The 23,727-nt window shown below is 75.2% G+C and carries 20 protein-coding genes and 1 pseudogene; 13 read left to right on the top strand and 8 right to left on the bottom strand.

Going from position 1 to position 23,727, the window contains the following annotated elements:
- The first annotated feature begins 210 nt into the window (after window positions 1–210).
- On the top strand, window positions 211–1,404 hold the full coding sequence (locus tag ABT093_RS27275) for a polysaccharide deacetylase family protein (protein WP_350568960.1): 1,194 nt from the start codon (window positions 211–213) through the stop codon (window positions 1,402–1,404).
- A gap of 298 nt (window positions 1,405–1,702) precedes the next feature.
- Here the strand turns inward: ABT093_RS27275 and ABT093_RS41055 are convergent.
- Window positions 1,703–1,961: pseudogene (locus ABT093_RS41055) on the bottom strand (hypothetical protein); the annotation flags it as partial.
- A gap of 160 nt (window positions 1,962–2,121) precedes the next feature.
- Here ABT093_RS41055 and ABT093_RS27265 point away from each other — a divergent pair.
- Window positions 2,122–2,934, top strand: coding sequence for a class I SAM-dependent methyltransferase (locus tag ABT093_RS27265; RefSeq protein WP_350568959.1), 813 nt, complete (start codon window positions 2,122–2,124; stop codon window positions 2,932–2,934).
- Window positions 2,935–2,955: 21 nt separating this feature from the next.
- Here the strand turns inward: ABT093_RS27265 and ABT093_RS27260 are convergent, their stop codons facing one another.
- Window positions 2,956–3,726 carry a glutamate racemase gene (locus ABT093_RS27260; protein WP_350568957.1) on the bottom strand — a complete coding sequence of 257 codons (771 nt, stop codon included), beginning with the start codon at window positions 3,724–3,726 and terminating at the stop codon, window positions 2,956–2,958.
- A gap of 18 nt (window positions 3,727–3,744) precedes the next feature.
- On the opposite strand from ABT093_RS27260, the gene ABT093_RS27255 reads away from it, so the two are divergent.
- Both ABT093_RS27255 and ABT093_RS27250 read left to right on the top strand, forming a co-directional pair.
- Complete coding sequence (locus tag ABT093_RS27255) at window positions 3,745–4,923, top strand: glycosyltransferase (RefSeq protein ID WP_350568956.1); 1,179 nt, start codon at window positions 3,745–3,747, stop codon at window positions 4,921–4,923.
- A 24-nt stretch (window positions 4,924–4,947) separates the two neighbouring features.
- Window positions 4,948–5,691: an SAM-dependent methyltransferase gene (locus ABT093_RS27250; RefSeq protein ID WP_350568954.1), complete on the top strand. Its 744-nt coding sequence runs from the start codon at window positions 4,948–4,950 to the stop codon at window positions 5,689–5,691.
- On the opposite strand, the gene ABT093_RS27245 is transcribed toward ABT093_RS27250, so the two are convergent.
- From ABT093_RS27245 to ABT093_RS27220, 6 genes are all read right to left on the bottom strand, one after another.
- Entirely contained in the window at window positions 5,666–6,556 is an 891-nt protein-coding gene (locus tag ABT093_RS27245) for an alpha/beta fold hydrolase (protein ID WP_350568952.1), read from the bottom strand. The two genes, ABT093_RS27250 and ABT093_RS27245, sit on opposite strands and share 26 nt — an antisense overlap.
- A 50-nt stretch (window positions 6,557–6,606) precedes the next feature.
- On the bottom strand, window positions 6,607–7,806 hold the full coding sequence (locus ABT093_RS27240) for a glycosyltransferase family 4 protein (protein ID WP_350568950.1): 1,200 nt from the start codon (window positions 7,804–7,806) through the stop codon (window positions 6,607–6,609).
- Between the two features lie 3 nt (window positions 7,807–7,809).
- Complete coding sequence (locus ABT093_RS27235) at window positions 7,810–9,009, bottom strand: ABC transporter ATP-binding protein (protein WP_350568949.1); 1,200 nt, start codon at window positions 9,007–9,009, stop codon at window positions 7,810–7,812.
- Window positions 8,999–9,913: an ABC transporter permease gene (locus tag ABT093_RS27230; RefSeq protein WP_350568947.1), complete on the bottom strand. Its 915-nt coding sequence runs from the start codon at window positions 9,911–9,913 to the stop codon at window positions 8,999–9,001. The genes ABT093_RS27235 and ABT093_RS27230 overlap by 11 nt, the downstream gene beginning before the upstream one ends.
- 221 nt (window positions 9,914–10,134) lie before the next feature.
- Window positions 10,135–10,818: a thiol:disulfide interchange protein DsbA/DsbL gene (locus ABT093_RS27225; protein WP_350568945.1), complete on the bottom strand. Its 684-nt coding sequence runs from the start codon at window positions 10,816–10,818 to the stop codon at window positions 10,135–10,137.
- Window positions 10,819–10,922: 104 nt separating this feature from the next.
- Window positions 10,923–12,056, bottom strand: a complete 1,134-nt coding sequence (locus tag ABT093_RS27220) for a glycosyltransferase family 4 protein (RefSeq protein ID WP_350568943.1) — start codon at window positions 12,054–12,056, stop codon at window positions 10,923–10,925.
- Window positions 12,057–12,391: 335 nt separating this feature from the next.
- Here ABT093_RS27220 and ABT093_RS27215 point away from each other — a divergent pair, with 335 nt between their 5' ends.
- The 9 genes from ABT093_RS27215 to ABT093_RS27175 all read left to right on the top strand — a co-directional run bounded on the left by ABT093_RS27215 (window position 12,392) and on the right by ABT093_RS27175 (window position 23,642).
- Window positions 12,392–13,510, top strand: a complete 1,119-nt coding sequence (locus tag ABT093_RS27215; protein WP_350568941.1) for a glycosyltransferase family 4 protein — start codon at window positions 12,392–12,394, stop codon at window positions 13,508–13,510.
- 420 nt (window positions 13,511–13,930) lie between these two features.
- Complete coding sequence (locus ABT093_RS27210; RefSeq protein ID WP_350568939.1) at window positions 13,931–15,706, top strand: CpsD/CapB family tyrosine-protein kinase; 1,776 nt, start codon at window positions 13,931–13,933, stop codon at window positions 15,704–15,706.
- Window positions 15,703–16,884, top strand: coding sequence for a glycosyltransferase (locus ABT093_RS27205; protein ID WP_350568937.1), 1,182 nt, complete (start codon window positions 15,703–15,705; stop codon window positions 16,882–16,884). Before ABT093_RS27210 ends, ABT093_RS27205 begins: the two co-directional genes overlap by 4 nt.
- An 85-nt stretch (window positions 16,885–16,969) precedes the next feature.
- Window positions 16,970–18,037 (top strand): GNAT family N-acetyltransferase, encoded by a 1,068-nt coding sequence (locus ABT093_RS27200; protein WP_350568935.1) that lies wholly within the window; start codon window positions 16,970–16,972, stop codon window positions 18,035–18,037.
- A complete protein-coding gene (locus ABT093_RS27195) occupies window positions 18,037–19,599 on the top strand; it encodes a hypothetical protein (protein WP_350568933.1) in 1,563 nt (520 codons plus the stop codon). The genes ABT093_RS27200 and ABT093_RS27195 overlap by 1 nt, the downstream gene beginning before the upstream one ends.
- A complete protein-coding gene (locus ABT093_RS27190) occupies window positions 19,596–20,798 on the top strand; it encodes a DegT/DnrJ/EryC1/StrS family aminotransferase (RefSeq protein WP_350568931.1) in 1,203 nt (400 codons plus the stop codon). Before ABT093_RS27195 ends, ABT093_RS27190 begins: the two co-directional genes overlap by 4 nt.
- Window positions 20,799–20,935: 137 nt before the next feature.
- Window positions 20,936–21,397 carry a large conductance mechanosensitive channel protein MscL gene (gene mscL, locus ABT093_RS27185; RefSeq protein ID WP_350568929.1) on the top strand — a complete coding sequence of 154 codons (462 nt, stop codon included), beginning with the start codon at window positions 20,936–20,938 and terminating at the stop codon, window positions 21,395–21,397.
- A 355-nt stretch (window positions 21,398–21,752) separates the two neighbouring features.
- Window positions 21,753–22,550: a DUF6643 family protein gene (locus ABT093_RS41050; RefSeq protein ID WP_502884326.1), complete on the top strand. Its 798-nt coding sequence runs from the start codon at window positions 21,753–21,755 to the stop codon at window positions 22,548–22,550.
- Between the two features lie 213 nt (window positions 22,551–22,763).
- Window positions 22,764–23,642 (top strand): MOSC domain-containing protein, encoded by an 879-nt coding sequence (locus ABT093_RS27175; RefSeq protein ID WP_350568927.1) that lies wholly within the window; start codon window positions 22,764–22,766, stop codon window positions 23,640–23,642.
- Window positions 23,643–23,727: the final 85 nt, after the last annotated feature.

Below are 23,727 nucleotides of genomic sequence, written 5' to 3'. Positions count from 1 at the left end.
GCGATCCAGGAGCCGTCCGCGGTGTGGGTTGGGAGTCCCCGCCGTGGACCGGACATACCCAGGGGGCGGAGCCGCCGCGCCCTGGAGTCGGAGGCCGGGCTCCGTCCTCCGGCGGTACCGCCACGCCGCATCGGCGACCGAGGGGGAACCGTGCCGCAGTCCCATTCCACGACGTCGACCTCCAGCCCCACGGCCCGGAACGGGGCCTGGGTGAGTGCCCTGTCGGACCTGCGGCCGCCGCCGACCACCGGCGGGCCACCCGGGGCCGCCGCCGTGACGACCGACGGGCAGCCGATCGTCACCCCGCCGGCGGTCCTGCCACCGTCCGTCCTGTCGCCGGCGGTGCTCCCGTCCGCCGTCCTCCCGCAGACCGTGCTCCCGCCGGGCGGCCGGGCGCTGCGGTCCACCGCCACCCGCGCCTGCTCCCGGCCGGCCCGCCCGCCGGCCGAACCCGCCCGTGCCGACCGCCCGGCCGATCACCCCGCCGGCCACCCGGCCGACGCGCGCGGTGAGTGGCTGCGGTTCGCCCCCGTCCAGCCGCTCTTCCGCGCCCGGGCGGCGCAGCGGCTCGCCGTGCTCGCCTACCACGGGGTCACCGACCCGCGCTCGTTCGGCGCCCAGCTGGACCGGCTGCGAAGACTCGCGACCCCCGTCTCGCTGGCCGCCGTGCAGCAGGCCGTCGCCGAACGGCGCCCGCTGCCCGCCCGCAGCGTCCTGGTGACCTTCGACGACGCCGACCGCAGCGTCCTCACCCATGCGCTGCCCGCGCTGATCGAACGCGGCATCCCGGCCGCCGCCTTCGTCATCTCCGAGCTGATCGGTACCGAGAAGCCGTTCTGGTGGCACGAGGCCGACTTCCTCGCCCGGCACGGCGGCCGGGCCCGCTCGCTCGACTGCGGCCACCCCTCCCAGTTGCTCCGCCGGCTCAAGGCGATGCCCGACCCGGACCGCCGGCGCAGCCTCCACGAACTGCGCGTCAGCGCCGACCGGCGCCCGCCCGGCCAGGAACAGCTCACGCCCGCCGACCTGGTGGCACTGCGCGCGGGCGGCGTCGCCATCGGCAACCACACCCAGGGGCACCCGTGCCTCGGGCGCTGCGACGACGCCACCGTCCGCGCGGAGATCACCGGCGCCCACGAGGCCCTCACCCACTGGCTCGGCGAACCCCCGGTCGCCTTCGCCTACCCGGACGGCGGCCACGACGTCCGGGCCGAGACGGTCCTGCAGGAACTCGGCTACCGGCTCGGCTTCCTCTCCGACCACCGTCTCGGCCCCCGGCTCCCCTCCCACCCTCTCCAGATCAGCCGGCTCCAGGTGGACTCCACGACCAGCACCCGGCGCTTCGACACCATCCTCTCCGGCCTCGAACCTGCCTACCGCCGCTGGCGCGGCCACGCCGCCTGACCCTCCCCCTCGCGCGCAGGAAGTCGCCCCACCGACTTCCTGCGCACCCCAGGCCACCCCGGACTCCCCCTTCCCCGGCACGAAAAGCCGCCCACGCCGACTTCCTGCTCCACCACCACCGCCGGCCCGCAGGCGGCTCAGCCGGCTCCCGACTCCACCCACCACCCGCCATGCCGCCCAAGCCAGAAATGGGGCTGCTTCGGTCTGGACCCGGCGCCCGCGAAGATCGAGGGGTTGCGGTCGAAGGCGAAGCAGCTGACAGCGTGCGGGTGGCTCGCCGAGCCGGCGCCGGGCCGTTTCACGCTCGCGAAGGCCGTGGCCGGGCCAGGCGGCGGGTCATGAGCATCGTCGCCTGGCCGGTGGACCGTCGCCTCCGCGCTGCCGGTGAAGCGTTCGAAGTCCCGCGCGAGGCGCCGGCAGACTGCTCCCAGCAGGCCAGGGGTGTCGACCACGGCGTGTCGCTTGCGGCCGTTGATCAGCTTGCCGCCGTCGAAGCCGCGGCTGTCGGCGCCGACGACGGCGTCCGCCTTGACGGACCGGGAGTCGATCACGCCCGCGCAGCCGGCCCGGCCTCGGTAGCAGCGGCCTTTCATACGCGGCGGCCTCCGCACTCACCCGATCGAGACTCCCGTTCGACCGGCACCCCTCACGGTCGGACGGCCAAGCCGCTGAGTACCGCCAAACGCTGTCTGCCCCGCTCGTGTGAGGACGGTCGGCATGTCTGCTCGTGGACTGAGCTTCGGCGCAATCGCGGAAGCCTACGAACGGTTCCGGCCGGGATATCCCAAGGAACTCTTCGACTTGGTGATGGCGTACGCGGGCCGGCCGATCCGGACGGCCCTGGAGATCGGTGCGGGGACCGGTAAAGCAACCCGCCTGTTCGCTGACCTTGGGGTCACGGTCACGGCGACGGAACCCGACGCCGCCATGCTCGCCGAGCTGAACAAGACCGCGCCCCCGAACGTGACGACCGTGCGGGCCGCGTTCGAGGACCTGCGGCCAGGTGAGACCTGTGGATTGGTCTATGCGGCGGCGGCCCTGCACTGGACACGCCCGGAGGATCGGTGGTCAAGAGTGGCCGCGCTACTGGAACCGGAGGGTGTGTTCGCCTCGTTCGGCGGCCAGGTTCAGCTGGCTGACCCGGCTGTCGAGGAGTCCGTGCGTGCGGCACGGGCACCGTTCCTGGAGAACGACGAGGTTCCGTCTCCCGACGGGACCGCTCCGGGCGAGGAGATGCAGTGGCCGGGTACGGAGCTGCAGCAGTCTCCGTTGTTCCTCGACGTTCAGCAGGCCGTCGTCAAACGGCGCTTGACGATGAGCGCTCCCGACTACGCCGGCTACCTGTCGACCGTCTCGGCGTATCTCCAACTGCCGCGATCGGAGCGACAGCAGGCGTACGGGGCCGACTTTTCGCGCATCGGGCGGGGCCGGCGGCCGGTCCGGGGCCCTGCTGGAGTGGGCGGCGCCCACAAACCCCGGGCGGGGGCGGAGACATCGCGCAGCCGAGGAGCGAGCGCCGGGCGGTGGTGACGTCCTCGGAGGCGGTCGGGGTCAGGGGGCGGAGGCGGTGAAGGGGAGGGCCTGGGTGTAGGTGAGGGCGGCGGGCGGGAGGGTGGCGGGGGCACCGGCGTGGAGGACGGTGAGGGTGGCGCCGCCCTCGCGGGCGGGGTCGAGGACGCGGCGCAGGGCCTGGGCGACGACCGGCTCGGCGGAGCCGTGCAGGGTCAGCGACGGCAGGGCGGTCGGGGCGACGGCGGCGCGGATGCGCTCGGCGACCAGTTCGTAGTGGGTGCAGCCGAGGACGACGGCCGCCGTGCCGGCCGGGGTGCGGGCGGCCGCGGCGGCGATGGCCGCCTCGATGGCCGCGTCGTCGCCGTGCTCAATGGCGTCGGCGAGCCCGGGGCAGGCGACCTCCGTGACGTCGGCCGTCCCGCCGAAGTCGCGGATCAGCCCGCGCTGGTACGGGCTGCCGGTGGTGGCCGGGGTGGCCCAGATGGCGACCGGGCCGCCGATGGCGGCGGCCGGCTTGATCGCCGGGACGGTGCCGATGACCGGCAGTCCGGGCTCCAGCTCGGCGCGCAGCGCGGCGAGCGCGTGGACGGAGGCGGTGTTGCAGGCGACGATCAGCGCGTCCGGCCGGTACTCGGCGGCGGCCCGGGCGCAGCCGAGGGCGAGTTCGGTGATCTCCTCGGGCGTCTGCGGGCCCCAGGGCATCGAGGCGGGGTTGGAGGAGAGCACCAGGTCGACGTCCGGACGCAGCCTCCGGAGTACGGCGGCGGCGGCCAGCAGGCCGATTCCCGAGTCCATCAGTGCGATCTTCACAGGTCAAGACTTTAGCCGATGGCCCCCTGGAGGCCTCCCGTGCGGCAGACTGCCCGGGTGACCGTCCTGCTGTGGATCGCCGCGTTCTCCCTGCTGGTCTGGCTCTGGCTGGCGGGCTGCCACGGGCTGTTCTGGCGCACCGACGTGCGGCTGCCGGAGCGCCGGCCGCCGGAGCGCTGGCCGCAGGTGGCGGTGGTGGTGCCGGCCCGGGACGAGGCCGGGGTGCTGCCCGTGTCGCTGCCCGGCCTGCTGGCGCAGAAGTACCCGGGGCGGGCCCGGGTGGTGCTGGTGGACGACCACAGTTCGGACGGGACGGGCGCGCTGGCGCGCTCGCTCGCCACCCCGGAGGGCCTGGAGCTGACGGTGACCACCCCTCCCCCGCTGCCGCCGGGGTGGACCGGCAAGCTGTGGGCGCTGCGGCACGGGGTGGAGCTGGCCGGGCCGGACGCGGAGTACCTGCTGCTGACCGACGCGGACATCGCGCACGGCCCGGACTCGCTGGCCGAGCTGGTGGCCGCGGCGCAGAGCGCGCGGCTGGACCTGGTGTCCCAGATGGCCCGGCTGCGGGTGGAGACGGGCTGGGAGCGGCTGATCGTGCCGGCCTTCGTGTACTTCTTCGCCCAGCTGTACCCGTTCCGGTGGAGCAACCGGCCCGGGGCGCGGACGGCCGCGGCGGCCGGCGGCTGCTCGCTGGTGCGCCGGGAGGCGCTGGAGCGGGCGGGCGGGGTGGCGGCGATCCGGGGCGCGGTGATCGACGACGTGTCGCTGGCCCGGGCGGTGAAGGCGGCCGGCGGCCGGACCTGGCTGGGGCTGGCCGAGCAGGTGGACAGCGTGCGGCCGTACCCGCGCCTCGCGCAGCTGTGGCGGATGGTGTCGCGCAGTGCCTACGCCCAGCTGCGGCACTCGCCGGTGCTGCTGCTGGGGACGGTGCTGGGGCTGGCGCTCGTCTACCTGGTGCCGCCGGTGGCGACGGTGGCGGGGATCGCGGCGGGTGCCTGGCCGGTGGCGGCGGCGGGCGGGGCGGCCTGGGCGCTGATGGCGGGGACCTTCGTGCCGATGCTGCGCTACTACCGGCAGCCGCCGCCGGCCGCCCTGCTGCTGCCGTTCACGGCCTCGCTCTACCTGCTGATGACAGTCGACTCGGCGGTGCAGCACTGGCGCGGCCGGGGGGCCGCCTGGAAAGGCCGGACGTACTGAGCCCGGCTGGTCCACACTGGTCGGATGGACCGTCAGACGATCTCCCGGCTCGCGCACGCCCGCCACCCGATCGCCGCGCCGCTCTCCGACGGGTCGGTGGCGGCGCTGCTGGACCGGGCGCTCGCCGCGGACGAGGGGCGGGCGCTGGACCTGGGGTGCGGGCGGGCCGCCTGGCTGCTGCGGGCGCTGAGCGCGCGGCCGCGCTGGCGGGCGACCGGGGTGGACCTGGACGCCGCGGCGCTGACCCTGGCCCGGGAGTCGGCCGAGGCGCTGGGGGTGCAGCGGCGGATCGACCTGCACCACCTGGACGCCCGGGAGTTCACCGACCGCCGGCCCTTCGAGCTGGTCCTGAACATCGGCGCGACGCACGTCTTCGGCGGTCTGCTGCCGGCGCTGGCGGCCGCCCGGGAGCACCTGGCGCCGGGCGGCCGGGTGCTGGTGGGCGAGGGGTTCTGGGAGCGCGAGCCCTCGGCGGCGGCGCTGGCCGCGCTCGGCGCCGCGCCCGGGGAGTACGCGGACCTCGCGACCACGGTGGACCGGGTGGCGGCGGACGGCTGGACGCCGGTGACCGGCCATGTGAGCAGCCCGCGGGAGTGGGACGACTACGAGTTCTCCTGGACGGGCACGCTGGCCGAGTGGGCGCTGGACCACCCGGAGCACCCGGACGCCGGGGCCGCCAGGGCGGCGGCCGACCTGCACCGCGCCGAGTGGCTGCACGGCTACCGGGGGACGCTCGGCTTCGTCACGCTGCTGCTGCGCTGCGACTGATCCGGACGAGGAAGCCGTCGATCAGCGGGGCGATCTCGGGCAGCTTCTCCTCCAGGGCGAAGTGCCCGGTGTCGAGGACGTGGAGTTCGGCGTCGGGCACGTCGCGCAGGTAGGCGCGGGCGCCGGGCTCGGTGAAGAACGGGTCGTTGCGGCCCCAGACGACGAGCGTGGGCGGACGCCGGGTGCGCAGCCACTCCTGCCAGACGGGGTAGAGCTCGACGTTGTTGTGGTAGTCGAGGGCGAGTTCGACCTGGATGTCCTTGCGGCCGGGCAGGTCGAGGTGGTGCTGGTCGAGGGTCCAGCCGTCGGGGGCGACCAGCGTGGGATCACCGGTGCCGCCCTCGTACTGGGAGCGGGTGATCTCCAGGGTGAGGATCTCGCGGACGCGGTCGGCGGCGCCCTCGACGCCGGGGCGGTTGGCGATGAACGCGCGGGCCCGGTCGGAGAGTCCCTCCTCGTAGGCGTTGCCGTTCTGGACGACCAGGCCGGTGATCCACTCGGGGTGGCGGGTGGCGAGCCGCAGGCCGACGGGGGCGCCGAAGTCGAAGACGTAGAGGGCGAAGCGGTCGAGGCCGAGGGCCCGGCAGAAACCCTCGACGACGTCGGCCAGGGTGTCGAAGCGGTAGGGGAAGGCGCCGGGGGCGGGGCTGTCGCTGTGGCCGAAGCCCGGGTAGTCGGGGGCGATCAGCCGGTGGCGGGTGCCGAGTGCGTCGAAGAGCCGGCGGAACTGGTGGGAGGCGGACGGGAAACCGTGCAGCAGCAGGAGCACGGGGGCGTCGGCCGGCCCGGTCTCCCGGTAGAAGACACGCAGGCCGTCGACGTCGACGCGGCGGTGGTGGACGTGCGGGATCGTCAGCTCGCTCATGCTAACCATTAAACACGTGAGCAAGGGTTAGAGATAGAGCTGTGGCGGCGTCACCGTCCCAGCAGCCGCAGCGCGGCCGGCTTGGTGAACTCGTAACGGGTCATCTGCTCCAGGTCCTTCAGCCAGCCCACCGCCCGGGCGGGCCGGTCCAGCACCCGGGCGTAGAGCTCCTCGAAGGCGCCGGTGACGCTCTCCAGCGAGAACCGGCCGACCACCCACTCCCGCCCCCAGGCGCCCAGTTCGGCCCGGCGCGCCGGGTCGTCGAGCAGCCCGCGCAGCCGGCCGGCCAGCGCCTCGGGGGCGCGCGAGCCGTCGCCGAAGCCGTACATGCAGCGCGAGGCGTGCGGCTCGACCAGCGGACCCGGCTCGTGCACGGCCGTGTAGCCGGCCGCGCCGTGCACCACCACCGGCTTGCCGAAGGCGAGCCCGCGCAGCGCCGAGCCGCCCATGCCGAGGACGATGTCGGCGGCCTGGTACGCCGGGCGCGGGTCGGCCAGCTGCCCCGGGACCAGCACCGCCGGGCGGCCGAGCTCCGCGTTGGCGGCGGCCGCCCGGGCGCGCAGCGGCTCCAGGCTGGGGCCGGCTCCGACGATCACCAGCCGCACCCGCGGGTCGTCCATCCGGCGGACGGCGTCCACGGTGAGCTCCGCGCCGGCGTCCTTCTCCAGCGCCGGCACCAGCCGGGTGACGATGACCAGCAGCAACTCGTCGTCCGCGATGCCGTGTTCGCGCCGGAACGCCGCCCCGTCGACCAGCCCGGGGGCGTCCGTGGCGGTGTTCACCGGCGGCTCGATGAGGCTGACGTCCCGGTGCCCGAAGGCCCGGCCGTCGCCCATCAGCGCGCCCAGGCCCAGCACCAGCGGCTGGTGCCGGGGCAGGCCGCGCAGCATCCGGATGCCGTAGAAGGTGGTGACCACCGGCAGCCGGCCGAACCGCCCGGGCCCGAAGTAGGCGTTGCGGGCCGCCCGGACCTCCCAGGCGTGCAGCAGCTGGCTGCCGTGCTCGGCGGCCAGCCGGCCCAGCCGGCGCCGGACCTCGGCGCGCGGGGTGTCGGGCCCGCCCGCCACCACCACGTCCAGACCGTGCCCGGCGGCGACGTCGACCAGCGGCGCCGGGCCGGCCACGCCCTGGGCGAACAGGACCGGGTCGTGGCCCCGGTCGCGCAGGGTGCGGGCGATGTCGACGGCGTTCAGCTGGGCGCCGCCCAGGGCCAGGTTGTTGAGATGGACGAGCACCCGGACCGGTCGCACGCCTCACTCCTCCCAGTGGTGCGGGACGAACACCGGCGCGGCCAGCACGACGGCGCGCGGCGGGGAGTCCAGCATCGGCCCGAACACGTCGAACTGGCCCACCGAGTGCCAGCTCATCAGGGTGCCGCCGTCGGTCTTCCCGATGCTGTAGACGCCGGCCCAGAGCGTGAAGCGGCCGCGCGGCAGCGGCAGCCGGGGGATCACGCAGGCCACCCGGCGGTCCCCGCCGGTGAGCCGGATCTCGTGGCTGATCTGGAAGATCGGGCTGGAGGTGCCCTCGCTGACGCCCAGGTGCAGGGTCGCGTCGCCCCGGTAGTCGCCGCCCAGGGTGAGCTCGACGGTCATCGGCTCGTCGGTGGTGAGGCTCTCCCGGTCCTCGCCGCGCACCTCGTGCTTGAGCAGCTGGATCGGCTCGCCGGTGCGGCCGCCGGCCTCGGACTGCGCCTCGATGGAGTCGCGGTAGCCGGCCATCGCCTCCTTGATCCCGGCGTCCACCCGGACCGAGCCCTGCTCCAGCCAGATGCCGCGCCGGCAGATGGACTCCACGGCGGGCAGGTCGTGCGAGACGAAGACGATGGTGGTGCCCTGCTCGGCGACCTCGCGCATGCGGTCCAGGCAGCGCTGCTGGAACACCGCGTCGCCGACCGCCAGCACCTCGTCCACCAGCAGCACGTGCGGCTCCAGGTAGGCGGCGACGGCGAAGCCCAGGCGCATCTGCATGCCGGAGGAGTAGAACTTCACCTGCCGGTCGATGGCCCCGCCGAGCCGGGCGAACTCGACGATGTCGTCGAAGCGGGTGGCCACCTCGCGCCGCCGCAGGCCGAGCAGCGCGCCGAACAGGTAGATGTTCTCCCGGCCGGTCAGGTCGGGGTGGATGCCGGCCCGGATCTCGATCAGCGCGCCGATCCGGCCGCGCACGTCGATCACCCCGCCGTACGGGTACATCACCCGGGTCAGCATCTTGAGCAGGGTGGACTTGCCCGAGCCGTTGGAGCCGATCAGGCCGACCGACTCGCCCGGCTCGACGTGCATCGAGATGTCGCGCAGCGCCCAGCGCCAGTCCTCGCCCTTCTCGCCGCGCAGCCGGCGGGCCAGGGAGTCGACCTTGTCGCGCAGCAGCATCCGCTGCTGGTCGGCCTTGAAGCGCTTCCACACCTGCTCGGTGCGGATGGTCCCGAGCGGGAGGGTCCGGCTAGGCGACATCGGCGATCCCCGTCTCCAGCTTCTTGAACAGCAGGTAGCCGCCGACCAGGAACACCACCGAGGCGACCGCGGCGATCGTGGTGAGCGCGGCGTCGGGCGCCCGGCCGTACAGCAGCGCGTTGCGGTAGCCCTCGATCACGGCGCCGAGCGGGTTGACGCCGACGTACACCTCCTGGAGGCGCTCCGGGATCTGGGCCAGCGGGTAGGCGACGGGGGTGGCGAAGACGCCCATCTGGGTGATGATCGGCAGCAGGTGGCGCACGTCGCGCAGGTACACCACGGCCACCGACAGGACCAGGGCGATGCCGTAGGTGAAGGCGAACTGGATGCCCAGCAGCGGCACCACCCACAGGAAGGTCGCCGCGGGGGCGGTCCAGAAGACCAGGAAGAGCAGGCCCAGCACGGCGGTGCCGATCAGCATGTCGACGGTGGCGACCAGCATGGTGGCGAGCGGGAAGACCTCGCGCGGGCAGTACACCTTGTTGAGCAGGCTGAGGTTGTTGGCCAGGCTCAGCGCGCCCTGGTTCATGGTGTTGCTGAAGAACTGCCAGACGATCAGGCCGACGTAGGCGAACAGCGGGTACGCGGCGCCCTCGGTCTCGACGTGCACGGCGCGGCGGAACACCAGGGTGAAGATGGCGCACAGCGCGAGCGGGGTGAGCACCGCCCAGGCGAAGCCGAGCACGGCCTGCTTGTAGCGGGCGCGCAGATCGCGCTCGGCGAGCGCGCGGACGAGCTCACGGGCGCCCCACAGCTCGCGGGCCACCTGGGCCGGGCGGAGCCGGCGTTTGAAGATCAGCTCGGGCGGCGGCCCGTCGGCGGCCGACGGGCGCCGCTCCGGGGCCTGCGTTGTCTGGCTGTCGCGCTCGTCGACGAGCGGCGCGCGTTGTCCCCCCACGGACACCTGCCCTCTCCGGTACCGGCGGTATCGAGAAGTGGGCCCGTCACAGCGGCTGTTGACGCCGTCGGCGGCGCGGCCCGGGCCCACTCTGGCACAGAGTGTGGCTGCCGGGGGTCGGTTCGGTGAAGGTCACCGGATCACGGCCCGGGAGGAGACCGAAAAGGGGCGGGTCGACCGATAGCGGCCGACCCGCCGGGGCGGACGGGGGGGGTGGTGACGGAGGGTCAGTGCAGGGTGTGGGCCGGGTGGCGCTGCTGGTCCTGGGCGACGAGGTGGTCCATCACCTCGGGCATCGCCTCGACGCCGCCGGCGTTGGTCGGCGAGGTGCGGAACTCGTCCTGGACGATCACGGTGGGCAGTTCGTTGATGCCGTGGCGCACGAAGAGCGCGGCGGCCTCGTCGACCGCGCGGGCGACCTCCTCCGAGCGGTACGCCTCGCGGAAGCGCTGCTCGTCGACGCCCTGGCCGCGGGCGAAGGCGGCGGCCGTCTCCTCGGTGGTGACGTCCTGCTCGTTGGTGTGCACCGCCCGGAAGGCCTCGGTCTGCAGGCGCTCGACCAGGCCGAGGCGCTCCAGCGTGTAGTACAGCCGGGCGTGGCCGCGCTGCGCGGTCTCCTCGCGGCTGCCCTGCCAGATCGCCGGGACGCGGCGCAGGTCGACGTCGTCCCGGTGCCGCTCGGTCCAGGCCTGGAGCGGCTGCTCGAGCGCCTGGGAGTGCCCGCAGTCGTACCAGAAGAACTCGAGCGCCTCGGTGCGGGCGTTCTCGCGCACCGGCTGGATGGTGTCGAGGCGGGAGAACGGGAAGCCCTCGCGGGGCGGCTGGTGGCTGGCGGCGGCGGCCTGGAGGGGGGACGCGGCGATCCCGGCGGCGACGGCCAGCAGCAGGGTGGTTCGAAGGATCGACTTCACACCGGGGAGTGTGACGCGTGACGGCGGGTCGGCAGCCAGTCGTCCCGGTGCGTCGGGCCGGGATTCGCTCGAAAAGCGCACCCGGCCCGGCGCACCGGGACGCGTCAGCCGCGTCCGGCCGGTCCGCCGCGGGCACAGACCTCGCTGAACAGCTTCTGCCAGGCGTCGGCCACCACGTCGAGCTCGCAGTGGGCCAGCGCGTGGGCGCGGGCGGCGGCGCCGAGTCCGGCACGGTCCCCGGCCAGCACCGTGGCCAGCGCCTCGGCGAGGGCGGACGGGTCGCCGGGGGCGACCAGCACGCCGGTGGTGCCGTCCCGGACCACCGAGCTGACCCAGCCGACGTCGGTGGCGACGGCCGGCAGGCCGGCCAGCGCGGCCTCGATCAGCACCCCGGGCACACCCTCGCTGTCACTGGTGAGCAGGACGGCGTCGGCGGCCCGGTAGAGCGGGACCGGGTCGGCGAGGGTGCCCAGGAAGTGGGCCCGGGCGGCGGCCGGATGTCGCTCCAGGGCGGTGCGCTGCGGGCCGTCGCCGGCGACGGCGAGCCGCACGTCGGGGAGCCGGTCGAGGGCGTCGAGGGCGAGGTCGAGGCGCTTCTCGGGGGCGATCGCGCCGAGCCAGGCGACCAGCAGGCCGTCCGGCGGCAGGCCCAGGCCCTGCCGGGCGGCGCGCCGCTCGGCCTCGTCGCGGGCCGGCGGGTAGCGGTCGGCGGAGCGGGCGTTGGGGATGGTGCGGACGCTGGCGGCGGGCAGCCGGAAGCGTTCGACGAGCAGGTCGCGGGCCCCGTCGGCGAGGGCGGTGACGGCGGCGGCGCGGTGCAGCAGGGCGCCGGTGCGCAGCCGGCGGACCGCTCCCGCCGTCCAGTGCCGGGGGTCGCCGATGGAGACGTAGACGAACGGGGTGCGGGTGCCGGCGAGGGCGAGGGCGCAGGCGGGCAGGGTGGACGACCCGTGGGCGACGACGAGGTCGGCGGTGCGGGCGGCGGTGCGCAGGGCGCCGAGGGTACGGGGGTGGAGGCGGCCGGGGCCGAGCACGGTGGTGCCGCGGGTGTCGGGGGCGTCCGGGTGGGCGTCCGGGTGCGGGGCGAGGGCGCGCAGCGCGGAGGCCTGGCCCCGGCGGCGCAGTTCGCGGTGGAGGTCGCGGGCGAGACTCTGCGCGCCGCGACGGCGTGGATCGGTGATCAGGTGGAGGATGCGGGGGCGGGTTCCGGTCGTCCTGACCGGTGTCGCTTCAGGCATGGGAACGACCTTGGCACAGCCTCCGGCCTGGGACGACCCCTTCGCGCAACCCGGCGGTGGTCCGCGCGACGGCGCTGGTACTCCGGAAAGGCGCCGGACGGGAGCCGTCGTGCGCCCCTCGAAGGGTCCGCGCGCCCCGTTCAGCGCTGTCGTCCGCCCCCGCACGGTTCGGCACCGTCCCGTCGGGGGCCTCCCCGTGTGGCCGAATCGCTGGCGGGTGCCGGTCGCGACCTGCGATGCTGAGCGGCAGTCAGGGTGCCGTCCCGGCACGGGAGACCGGGCGCGCCCAGGAGGGCGGGGGTTGGCCTGTGCATGTGCTCTATGTGATCGACAGCGTGAGCCGGGTCGGTGGGGCCGAGCAGGGCCTGGTGGCGATGGCCCCCCAGCTGGTGCGGGCCGGGGTGAAGCTCGACGTCGCCTACCTCAAGGACTCCCCCGGCGGTTTCCAGCCGGAGCTCACCGCCGCCGGGGCCGACGTGTTCGGGGTCGGCCGGAGCACCCGGGGACGCACGGTCACCGCCCTGCACCGGCTGGTCCGCGAGCGCCGTCCCGACCTGGTGCACACGACGCTGTACGAGTCGGACGTGCTCGGCCGGGCGGCCGCGCTGGCCGCCCGCACCCCGGTGGTGACCAGCCTGGTCAACGCGTCGTACGGCCCGGAGCACCGCAACGCGCGCGGGCTGAGCCCGTGGAAGGTGCGGGCCGCGCAGACCGTGGACGCGGCGACCGCCCAGGGCACCCGGCGCTTCCACGCGCTGACCCGCTACGTGGCCGGGGCGATGGCGCGCCGGCTGCGGGTGCCGGCCCAGCGGATCGACGTGGTGCCGCGCGGGCGGGACCCGGAGCGCCTGGGCACGGTGACGCCGGACCGGCGGGCCGCGGTGCGCACCGCGCTGGAGCTGCCGCCGGACGTGCCGGTGGTGCTGGCGGCGGCCCGTCAGCAGTACCAGAAGGGCCTGGACGTGCTGCTGGAGGCCTGGCCCGAGGTGGTGCGCGCGGAGCCGGAGTCGGTGCTGCTGCTGGCCGGCAGCGAGGGCACGGAGAGCGAGCGGCTGCGGGCGCTGGCCTCGGCGACGACCGGGGTGCGCTTCCTCGGGCCGCGCGACGACGTGTTCGACCTGATGGCGGCCTCCGACGCGTTCGCCGTGCCCTCGCGCTGGGAGGGACTGGGCAGCGCGGCGATGGAGGCGATGGGGGTCGGGGTGCCGCTGGTCGCCGCCGACGTGCCGGCGCTGCGCGAGACGGTGGGCTCGGAGGACTACGCGCGGCTGGTGCCGCCGGAGCGGCCGGCCGCGCTGGCGGCGGCGCTGACCGACACCCTGCAGGACCGGGCCTCGGCGCGGGTGCGGTCGAAGGCCGCGCGGGCGCGGTTCCTGACCTCGTTCACGCTGCACCAGGTGTCGGCGCAGATGGTGGAGTTCTACGAGCGCTCGCTGCGGCTGCGGACGGTCTGACCACCCGCTCCCGCCCGCCGGCCGGGCCGCTGCGGGGCCGTTCTGTCCGGATCCCGGCGGTCCGGGCCCGGTCCTCGGGGATCTCCCGGACGAGTATCGGCAAAGCGGTTGCGCCGCACGTCGGGGCTCGGGAAGCATCGCAAGGGGGACCGGCGGGGGCGGCGGTCGGCCTGCGCCGTTCCTGGTGCACCGCCGGAGCCGGGCCACGCCGTGGGGAGCGCGTCGTCGAGACGTTGGCCGCGAGTCGTCAGGGGGGCGGGTTGCGACACCAGCCGAGGGATTCCACCGTGCCCGCGAGGGCCGTCCGGTCACGCCCAGGGGCGTGACACCCCAGCGGTACCCGGACCCGCCGTGCTCCCGCCGGGGGCGTGGCGGGCGCTGACAGCACCACCGCACCACGAACGCGAGGGGATCCAACCGGTGGAACCGGCAAACCACTTCACCGTCCTGCGGCGCTACTGGCGGCTGCTCGTCGGCTGCACGCTGGCCGCGCTGGTCGTCGGCTGGCTGCTGACCCCGGCCGGCGACACGGTGGACAACGCCAAATGGAAGTGCAAGGTCGCGATCACCCCGGTCGCCGGCGCGGGCGACACCGTCCGCGCCGACCAGGTGCTCTCCTACGCGCAGGGCGCGGACGTCGCGGCGGCCGCCGCCAAGGCCCTCGGCATCGCCGACGCCTCCGAGGTGATCGCCCGCCGGACCGTCACCGCCGACAGCCCGCAGATGCTGACCATCGCCACCACCGGCCCGACCAAGCAGTCCTGCTCCGACCTGGCCACCGCCTACTCGGCGGCGATCATCAAGGGCTACAGCGACGAGTCGGCCCGCAGCGCCGCCGAGACGATCAAGAAGCTGCAGGCCCAGGCGGACGCCCAGCAGCAGCAACTGAACGAGATCCAGGCCCAGTTCAACCGGTCCTCGGCCGCCGACCAGCCCAAGCTGCAGCCCAAGCTGACCGCCGCCAACACCTCGCTGACCACCACCCTCACCACCATCAGCAAGCTCGCCAACAGCGCCCAGACCGACGCCATCCAGCAGTGGGGCAGCATCGACGCCCGCCAGGGCACCGGCAACCTGCTCTCCTCGCCCAGCCGCAGCGTGCGGCTCGGCCTCGCCGTGGTGCTCGGCCTGGCGCTCGGCGTGGTCGCGGCGCTGATGCTCAGCCGGATGGACACCAAGCTGCGCAGCCGCAACGCGGTCGAGGAGGCGTTCAACCTGCCGGTGATCGGCGAGGTGCCGCACCTGTCGCGCCGTCAGCGGCGGGTGCGCGAACCGCTGGTGCGCGCCCGGCCGTCCGACCCGGCCGCCGAGGCGTACCGCTCGCTGCGCTCGACGCTGCTGCTCACCGGCCCGGACGCGCTGGCCCGCCCGGGCGGCGGCGAGGACCGGGACCCGGCCCAGACCGTCTCGCGCCGGCTCGCCGATCCCGCACCGGTGGTCCTGGTCGCCTCCGGCGGCAGCCGCGACGGGCGGACCATCACCATCGCCAACCTGGCCGCCGCGCTCGCCGAGACCGGCCGGGAGGTGCTCGTGCTGGACTGCGACTTCCGCCACCCGCAGCTGCACGCCCACCTGGGCGTCGGCGACGGGCCCGGGATGGCCGAACTGCTCAGCGGCGAACGGCTCGGCGAGCTGGACGACCTGGTCCGGCCGACCAACGTCGCCGGGGTCTCGCTGATCACCGGCGGCAACACCACCGCCTACCCGGCCGCGCTGGTGCTGCGGGCCGGCGAGGTGCTGCGCCGGGCCCGGCGGCACGCGGACGTCATCCTGGTCGACACCTCGCCGCTGCTGCACGCCAACGACGCCTACGACCTGGTGCAGCACGCGGACGCGGTACTGGTCACCGTGCGCAGCGGAAACGTCACTCCGGAACAGGCCGACCGGGTGGCCGAGCTGCTCTCCCGCACCGGGGTCCCGGTGGCCGGGGTGGCGCTGCTCGGCACCTACGGGCCCTCCGGCCGCCGCCGGCGCACCCCGGCGGGCGGCACCGGGGCGACGGGGACGGCCGGACGGGGCGCACCGCCGCCCGCCGCTCCACCGCGCCCGGCCGGACCGGCGGTGGAGCGCGGCGCGGCACGCACCGGCGAGCTCGGCGGCGGACGGACCACGCCCAGCTGGGCGCGGCGCACGGCCGGGGAGGACGACGGCGGCCAGGGCGAGCCGGCCCTGCTGCGCGAGGCGGAGGAGCGGTGAGCGGGTCGAACGGGTCCCCGGCCGGACCGGCGGACGGCCTCGCGCACGCCCCCACCCGGGTGCTCTGGCTGGCCAAGGGCCTCGGCCGCGGCGGCGCCGAACAGCTGCTCCTCAACTGCGCGCGCCACGCGGACCGTTCGCGCTACCGCATCGAGGTCGCCTACGTGCTGCCGTGGAAGGACGCGCTGGCCCCGGCGCTCGCCGAGGCCGGGGTGGCCGTGCACTGCCTGGGCGGCGTCCCCGGCACCCCGGGCCGGGCCGACCCGCGCTGGCCGCTGCGGCTGCGCGCGCTGCTCGCCGCCCGCCGCTTCGGCCTGGTGCACACCCACATGCCGGTCCCGGCCGCCGCCGCCCGGCTGCTCGCCCCCACCCTCGCGGGGGCCGGTCCGCGGCTGGTGCACACCGAGCACAATGTCTGGGAGCGCTACCGCCCGGCCACCCGCTGGGCCAACGCGCTGACCTACCGGCGCAACGACGCGGTGATCGCCGTCTCGCGCGCCGTCGCCCGGAGCATCCCGCCCGGCCGGCGCCGCCCCGGCGAGTGGGTCACCGTGGTGCACCACGGCCCGGACCTGGCCGGCGCCCCCGAGGGGCCGGCCGCCCGGGCCGCCGCCCGCGCGGAACTCGGCCTGCCGGCCGACGCGTTCGTGGTCGGCACGGTCGGCAACCTCACGCCCAAGAAGGACCAGGCGACGCTGCTCGCCGCGCACGCCGCGCTGCTGCGCCGCCGCCCGGACGCCCGGCTGCTGCTGGTCGGCGCCGGTCCGCTGGACGCCCAACTGCGCGCCAGGGCCGCCGAGCTGGGCGTCACCGACACCGTCGTGTTCGCCGGCTCGCGCGCCGACGTGCCCGCACTGCTGCCCGCCCTGGACGTGTTCACCCTGAGCTCGCGCCAGGAGGGCCTGCCGGTCGCGCTGATGGAGGCGATGACCAGCGGACTGCCGGCCGTGGTCACCCGGGTCGGCGGCATGCCCGAGGTGCTGGACGACGGCGAGCAGGGCTTCCTCGTCCCGCCCGGCGACCCGTCCGCGCTGGCCGGTGCCCTCGACCGGCTGGCCGCGGAGCCGGACCTGCGCGCCCGGCTGGCGGCCGCCGCCCGGGAGCGCGCCAAGCGCTTCGACGTGGCCGGCGCCCAACGCGCCGTCGAGGCGGTGTACGCGCGGGTCCTGCGGCACTGACCGGCCCGGCCGTCCGGCGGCCGAACACCGATCCACCGACGTGTCCCCACAGCCCCCGACCACCGATGGGAGAGCGAGTCCGGACGTGAGCGCCCTGCCCGCCCCCGCCGAGCTGACCTTCCGCCCGCTCGCCGAATCCGACCAGCCCGCCGTGCTCGACCTGCTCACCACCTCGCTGGCGGGCGGTCCCACCGGCACCCGCACCACCGAGTTCTTCGCCTGGAAGCACCACCGCAACCCCTTCGGCGCCAGCCCCGGCATGGTCGCCGAGAGCCCCGACGGACGGCTGGCCGGCGTCCGGCTGTTCCTGCGCTGGCAGTGGCGGCAGGACGGCGCCCCGGTGGCCGCCGTCCGCCCGGTCGACACCGCCACCCACCCCGACTTCCGGGGCCGGGGCGTGTTCCGCCGGCTCACCGTGGAACTGCTCGACCAGGTCGCCGACGAGACCGCGCTGGTGTTCAACACCCCCAACGCCGACAGCCTGCGCGGCTACCGGGGCATGGGCTGGCAGGAGCTGGGCCGGGTGCCGATCACGGTGCGCGCCGTGCGGCCCGCCGCCTTCGCCCGGGGCGTGCGCGCCGCCCTCGCCCGCCGCCCGGCCGGGCCCGCGCGCCCTGCCGCCGAGGACTGCCGGCTGCCCACCGCCGCCGCCTGGCTGGCCGCCCGGGAAGAGGCCGGGGAGCGCGGCCCGCTGGCCGAGCTGCTGCGCGAGCGCGCCGCCGCCGACAGCGCCGACCACCGGCTGGCCGTCCACCGCACCCCGGAGTTCCTGCGCTGGCGCTACGGCGAGGCCCCCGGCCTGGACTACCGGGTGCTCACCGTCGACCGGGGCGGCGAACTGACCGGCCTGGCCGTCGGCCGGCCCCGGCGGCGCGGCCCGCTCGCCGAGTTCACCCTCGCCGAGGTGATCGTCCGCCCCGGCGACCGGGACAGCGCCGCCCGCCTGCTGCGCGCCGCCGCCCGCGAGAGCGGCTGCGACCACGTCGCCACCCACCTCTCCCCCGGCACCGAGGCCGCCCACGCCGCCCTGCGGACCGGCTACCTGCGGGCCCCGCGCACCGGGATGACCTTCGTCGCCCGCACCCCGGCCGGCCCCACCCCGCTCACCCTGGCCGACTGGCGGTTCAGCCTCGGTGACCTGGAGGTGTTCTGATGCCGGGGGCGCCCAGGGGCCCGGGCGCGACCGGGACGGCGACGGCGGTGCTCGGCCGCGTCCCCTGGCCGTCCGCCGTCGCCGCCACCCTGGTCACCGGCTACGTCACGCTGTTCGTGCTCGCCTCGGTGCACACCTCGTACGACACCTGGGGCGCGCTGCTGATCCTCCCGGCGCTGATGGCCGTCAGCACGCCGGTGCTCGCCCGGATCGCCGCCGCCAACCCCGAACGGGACGTCTTCCGGCTGCTGCTGCTGGCGATGACCGCCAAGCTGCTCTGCGCCTTCCCCCGCTACCTGATGGCCTTCGTGCTCTACGGCGGCGCGGCCGACGCCAAGATGTACCACCAGAAGGGCAGCGACCTCGCCGCCTACCTCGACCAGGCCGACCTCTTCGGCGGGATCCACTACGACCTGGGCATGAAGGTGGCCGGCACCGGCTTCATCATCATCGTCACCGGCGTCGTCTACGCGATCACCGGCCCCTCGCTGATCGGCGGCTTCCTGGTCTTCTCCTGGCTGGGCTTCTGGGGCCTGCTGCTGTTCTGGCGGGCGCTGCAGATCGCCTTCCCGGAGGCGGACACCCGCAAGTACGCCAAGCTGGTCTTCTTCCTGCCCTCCCTGCTGTTCTGGCCGTCCAGCATCGGCAAGGACGCCTGGATGATGTTCTGCCTGGGCCTGACCACCTACGGCACCGCGCGGCTGCTGGACCGCCGCTTCGGCGCCTTCGCCTGCATCGCGCTCGGCTCGCTGGGCACCGCGATGGTCCGCCCGCACGTCACCGCGCTGGCCGGGGCCGGGCTGATGGTCGCCTACGTGCTGCGCCGCCGTCCGCAGCAGGTCAGCGCGCTGGGGCCGCTGCGCACGATCCTGACCGCGGTGGTGCTGGGCGCGATGGCGGTGCTGATGCTCCAGCAGGTCTCCACCTTCTTCGGCACCGACGGGACCGGCGGCGACGCCGTCAGCCAGGTGCTCACGGAGACCTCCAGACGCACCAGCCAGGGCAACTCGATGATCAACGCCACCGCACCCGAGGACGCCGCGCCGAAGTTCAGCCTCAACCCGGCGGGCCTGCCGGTCGCGGTGATCAGCGTGCTGTTCCGCCCGTTCCCGTTCGAGGCGTCCAACATCCAGAACCTCATCCAGTCGGTGGAGTGCTTCGCCCTGCTGGTGATGTTCATCCGGGCCTGGCCGAGGCTGAGCCGGCTGCCCCGGCTGTTCGTGCAGCGCTCCTACGTGGCGTTCGCCGCCGTCTACACCCTGCTGTTCTGCTGGGCCTTCTCGACCATCAACAACATGGGCATCCTGTCCCGCGAGCGGGTCCAGGTGCTGCCGCTCGCCCTGGTGCTGCTGGTCGTGCCGGCCGCCGCCGCGAGCCGCGGGGCCGCCGCCGGCCGCCGTCCGCCACCGGTGTGGCGGGTCGCGCCCGGGCAGTGGGGCGCCCGGCACCGGGCGGAGCCGCCCGCCCTGGCACCACCGCCCGCCCTGTCACCACCGTCAACCGTGTCACCACCGTCAGCCGTGTCACCGTCACCGTCCCAGGGGGGATCGACCGCACCATGACCACCGACACCACCGACACTCTCGCCCTGCCCGCCGCCCTCGGGGGCACGCCCGCCTTCCCCGAGGGGCTGCCGCTCACCCGGGTCCAGGTGCCCGATCGCGCCGCGCTGCTGGAACGGCTCGGCGCCGTGCTCGACAGCGGACAGCTCACCAACGGCCGCACCGTCGCCGAACTGGAGGAGGCGGCGGCCGGATTGCTGGAGGTGCCGCACGTGGTGGCGGTCTCCAACTGCACCACCGGCCTGATGCTGGTCCTCCAGGCCGCCGGCGTGGACGGGCGCCGCCCGGTGGTGATGCCCGGCTTCACCTTCTCCGCCACCGCGCACGCCGCGCACTGGGCCGGCGGCACCCCGGTGTTCGCCGAGGCCCGCGAGCGGGACATCACCCTCGACCCCGAGGACGCCGCCGCCCGGCTGGCCGCCGCCGACCGGCCCGCCGCGCTGATGGCCACCCACGTCTACGGCACGCCCTGCCAGGTCGAGCGCCTCCAGGAGGTCGCCGACGCCGCCGGGGTGCCGCTGGTGTACGACTCGGCGCACGGCTTCGGCAGCCGCCGCAAGGGCGTGCCGGTCGGCAACTTCGGCTACGCCGAGGTGTTCTCGATGAGCCCGACCAAGGTCGCGGTGGCCGGCGAGGGCGGCCTGGTCGCCACCCACGACGCCGACCTCGCGCGCCGGCTGCGCACCGCCCGCGACTACGGCAACCCGGGCGACTACGACACCCTGTTCCCCGGCCTGAACGCGCGGATGAGCGAACTGCACGCCGCCGTCGGCCTCAACTGGCTGGCCGGCCTGACCGAGCGGGTGGCCCACCGCAACGCGCTGGTCCAGGAGTTCGCCGCCGTCACCGCCGGACTGCCCGGGCTGCGCCTGGCCCTGCCGGAGGAGGGCGACACCTCCACCTTCAAGGACCTCACGCTGATCCTGGACGACGCCGCCTTCGGCCTCACCGCCCGCGGGCTCGCCGAGGCGCTGCGGGCCGAGGGCATCGACTCGCGCCGCTACTTCCACCCGCCGGTGCAGCGCCAGCGCGCCTACGCCCACCTCGGCCGGGCGGACTCGCTGCCGCTCACCGACCGGCTCGCCGACTCGGTGCTCACCGTGCCGCTCTGGTCGCAGATGGACGCGGCCACCGTGCGCCGGATCGCCGAGGCGGTGGCCCGGATCCAGCCGTACGCGGAGCGCCTGCGCGCCGCCTGACCGGGCGGCCTCGGCCCTCGGTCGCGTTACGCGGATCGGGTGAACGCGGTTGGACCGCGGGCCCGCGCGGTCGGCAGGATGTCCGGCCGGGGCCCGTGGTCCCGTCCCACCTCACCCGTACGGATTTGGAGTTCCCGGTGCTCAAGGGATTCCGCAGCTTCCTGCTGCGTGGAAACGTCGTCGACCTGGCGGTCGGCATCGTGATCGGCGCGGCCTTCACGGCCGTGGTCACCGGGTTCGTGTCGGCGTTCCTCACCCCGCTGGTCGGGGTCGCCACGGGTGCGGTCGGCGACTTCACCCAGAAGACCTTCGAGGTGGCCGGCACCCGCTTCCCGTACGGGGTGTTCGTCAACGCGCTGATCAGCTTCGTGCTGGTGGCCGCGGTGATCTACTTCGTCGTGGTGGTGCCGGTGGGCAGGCTCCAGGCCAGGCTGGAGGGCGCCAAGCCGGCGCCGGTCGCCAAGGCGGACTGCCCGGAGTGCCTGAGCACGATCCCGGTCCTGGCGGTGCGCTGCTCGTTCTGCACCTCCGAGGTGGCCGGCCGGCCCGGCTTCCCGGCCCAGGCGGGCCCCGCCGAGCAGCCCGCCCCGGTGCACTGAACCGACCCCGACCGGCCCGCTCACGGCCTGACGGGGTCTTTATTCCCGAAACATTCACGAGCCCCCGTCGCGCCCCCGGCGGGGGCTCGAATGCGCCGGTTCGCGCCCCGCTCGCAGAAGTTTCTTCGACGGTCCCCGAACCGTCCACCGTCCCGTCACCACACGGGTCTTCGGCGCCTCAGTACGGACCCCGTTCGACCCCTCGGACCCGCCGGACAGTGGCCGGAAGTCGCCGCCGGAATGTCCGCTCTTCCTACTTTCGAGACCTTTGTTCGGGCGAAGCTTGTGTAAACACTCGAACTGCTCGGCCTCCCAGTCTCCTCAGCAGGCTCGTTGTGGGCTTACCGTATGCCCCATGACCTCGCCCCGCTCCTACGACGGAGTCGGCTACCCCTCTCCGTCCTTCTCCTCCGGCACGCCCATCTACGACAGCCTCGTCGCAGAGCGCGGTGTCCCTCAGATCGCGCCCATCAACGTGCCGGCCGCCCTGCCGCCGGCCCTGTCGACCGGTTACGGTTCCGGCCTGTCCGGCCCCTCCTACGAGAACAACCGGTACGGCACCGGGTACGACAGTCCCGGCGGCAACCTCCCCGCCCTGCCGCCGGCCCGCCTCGCCCTGGGCCCCGGCCCGAGCAGCGCGCCGTCCTCCGGCCCGGCCACCGCGTACATCCCGGCGCAGCCCGCGCCCGCGTACGCCGCCGCGCCGCAGCCACCGGTCCCCGGCTACGGCGGCCCGCAGCCGTACCTGCCCGGCCAGCGCCCGCAGACCCCGGCCCCCGGCTTCAGCCAGGCGGCCACCGGCGGGTACCAGCCGTCCGGCGGCCAGAGCTTCGGCGGCCAGAACACCTTCGTCGGCGGCCACGGCGGCCCGCAGACCTTCGGTGCGCAGCCGGTGGGCGGCCCGTCCGGTCCGCAGGGCGTGCCGCAGCCCCAGGGCCCGCAGTCCTTCGGCGGCCAGCAGGGCTTCGCCGGCCAGGGCGGCCAGCCCGGCGGCTTCGGCGGCTCCGGCGACCAGTCCTTCGGCGGCGCCCAGCTGCGCCCGGCGGTCACCCCGGTCGCCCCGGTCCGGCCGATGCAGCCGCAGCGGCCCGGCCCGTACGGCGAGCCCGGTCAGTTCCAGCAGGGCTACCAGCCGCAGGCCCAGGGCTACTGACACCTCCGGGCCGGCCCCACCCGGCCCGCACCCGCACCACCTAGCACCACCCGGCGCACCCACATCCGCCGGGCGTACGGAGAAACGGGTCATCCACGGACCGCCCGGAACGCCGCCCCACCCGGCGTTCCGGGCGGTCCGTGCGCGTTCGGGGTGCCGACGGCCCCGGACCGCGGCTGCCGCCGGTCCGGACACGGCTGGCAGGATGGGGGAATGCAGCTCACCGGACTCCACGTCTACCCCGTCAAGTCCATGTACCGCCTGAGCCCCGAGAGCGCCCGCGTCGAACCGTGGGGCCTGGCCGGCGACCGGCGCTGGATGCTCGCCGACGCCACCGGGCGGTTCGTCAGCCAGCGCGAGAACGCCGCCCTGGGCCAGATCCGCACCGAGCTCACCGCCGACGGCGCCCTCGTCCTCACCGCCCCCGACGGCTCCCGCGCCGAGATCCCCTCCCCCGCCGGCGCGGTCGGCGACCCGCTCGCCGACGTCGAGGTCTGGGGCACCCGCTTCCGTGCCGCCGAGGCCGGCAAGGAGGCCCAGCTGTGGATCGCCGAGCACCTCGGCGACTACCGGCTGGTGCACCTGGACGACCCGCGCGCCCGGCCCGTCGACCCGGCGTTCTCCTCCCCCGGCGACACCGTCTCGATGGCCGACGGATTCCCGCTGCTGCTCACCACCACCGCCTCGCTGGCCGAGCTCAACGCGCTGATCGCCGCCGAGCACCCGGACGGCCACGAGGAACTGCCGATGGAGCGGTTCCGCCCCAACGTGGTGGTCTCCGGCGGCGAGCCCTGGGCGGAGGACGGCTGGCGGCGGATCCGGATCGGCGGGCTGGCCTTCCGGGTGGTCAAGCCGTGCGGGCGCTGCGTCGTCACCACCACCGACCAGGAGAGCGGCGAGCGGCGCGGCCCGGAGCCGCTGCGCACCCTGGCCCGGCACCACCGGCTGCTGAAGAAGGCGGCGTTCGGGCAGAACCTGATTCCGGAGCGTCCGGCCGGCGTCGAGGGCGACGTGCTCGGCACGCTGCGGCTGGGCGACGAGGTCGAGGTGCTGGAGGGCGGCGCGCACTGGCCGGCCGACGAGCGGGGCTGACGTCCCCGTCCCCGCTTCTCCGCACCCGTTTCCGCACCCGCGTGCCGGAACCGGACGTGTGCGCGCTCGTTGAAGCAGGTGCCGG

Source organism: Kitasatospora sp. NPDC002551, from assembly GCF_040296005.1.
In the GTDB taxonomy this organism is placed as follows: domain Bacteria; phylum Actinomycetota; class Actinomycetes; order Streptomycetales; family Streptomycetaceae; genus Kitasatospora.
Note: the sequence above shows the minus strand (reverse complement) of the source record. Positions and strands in the feature narration are given on the sequence as shown.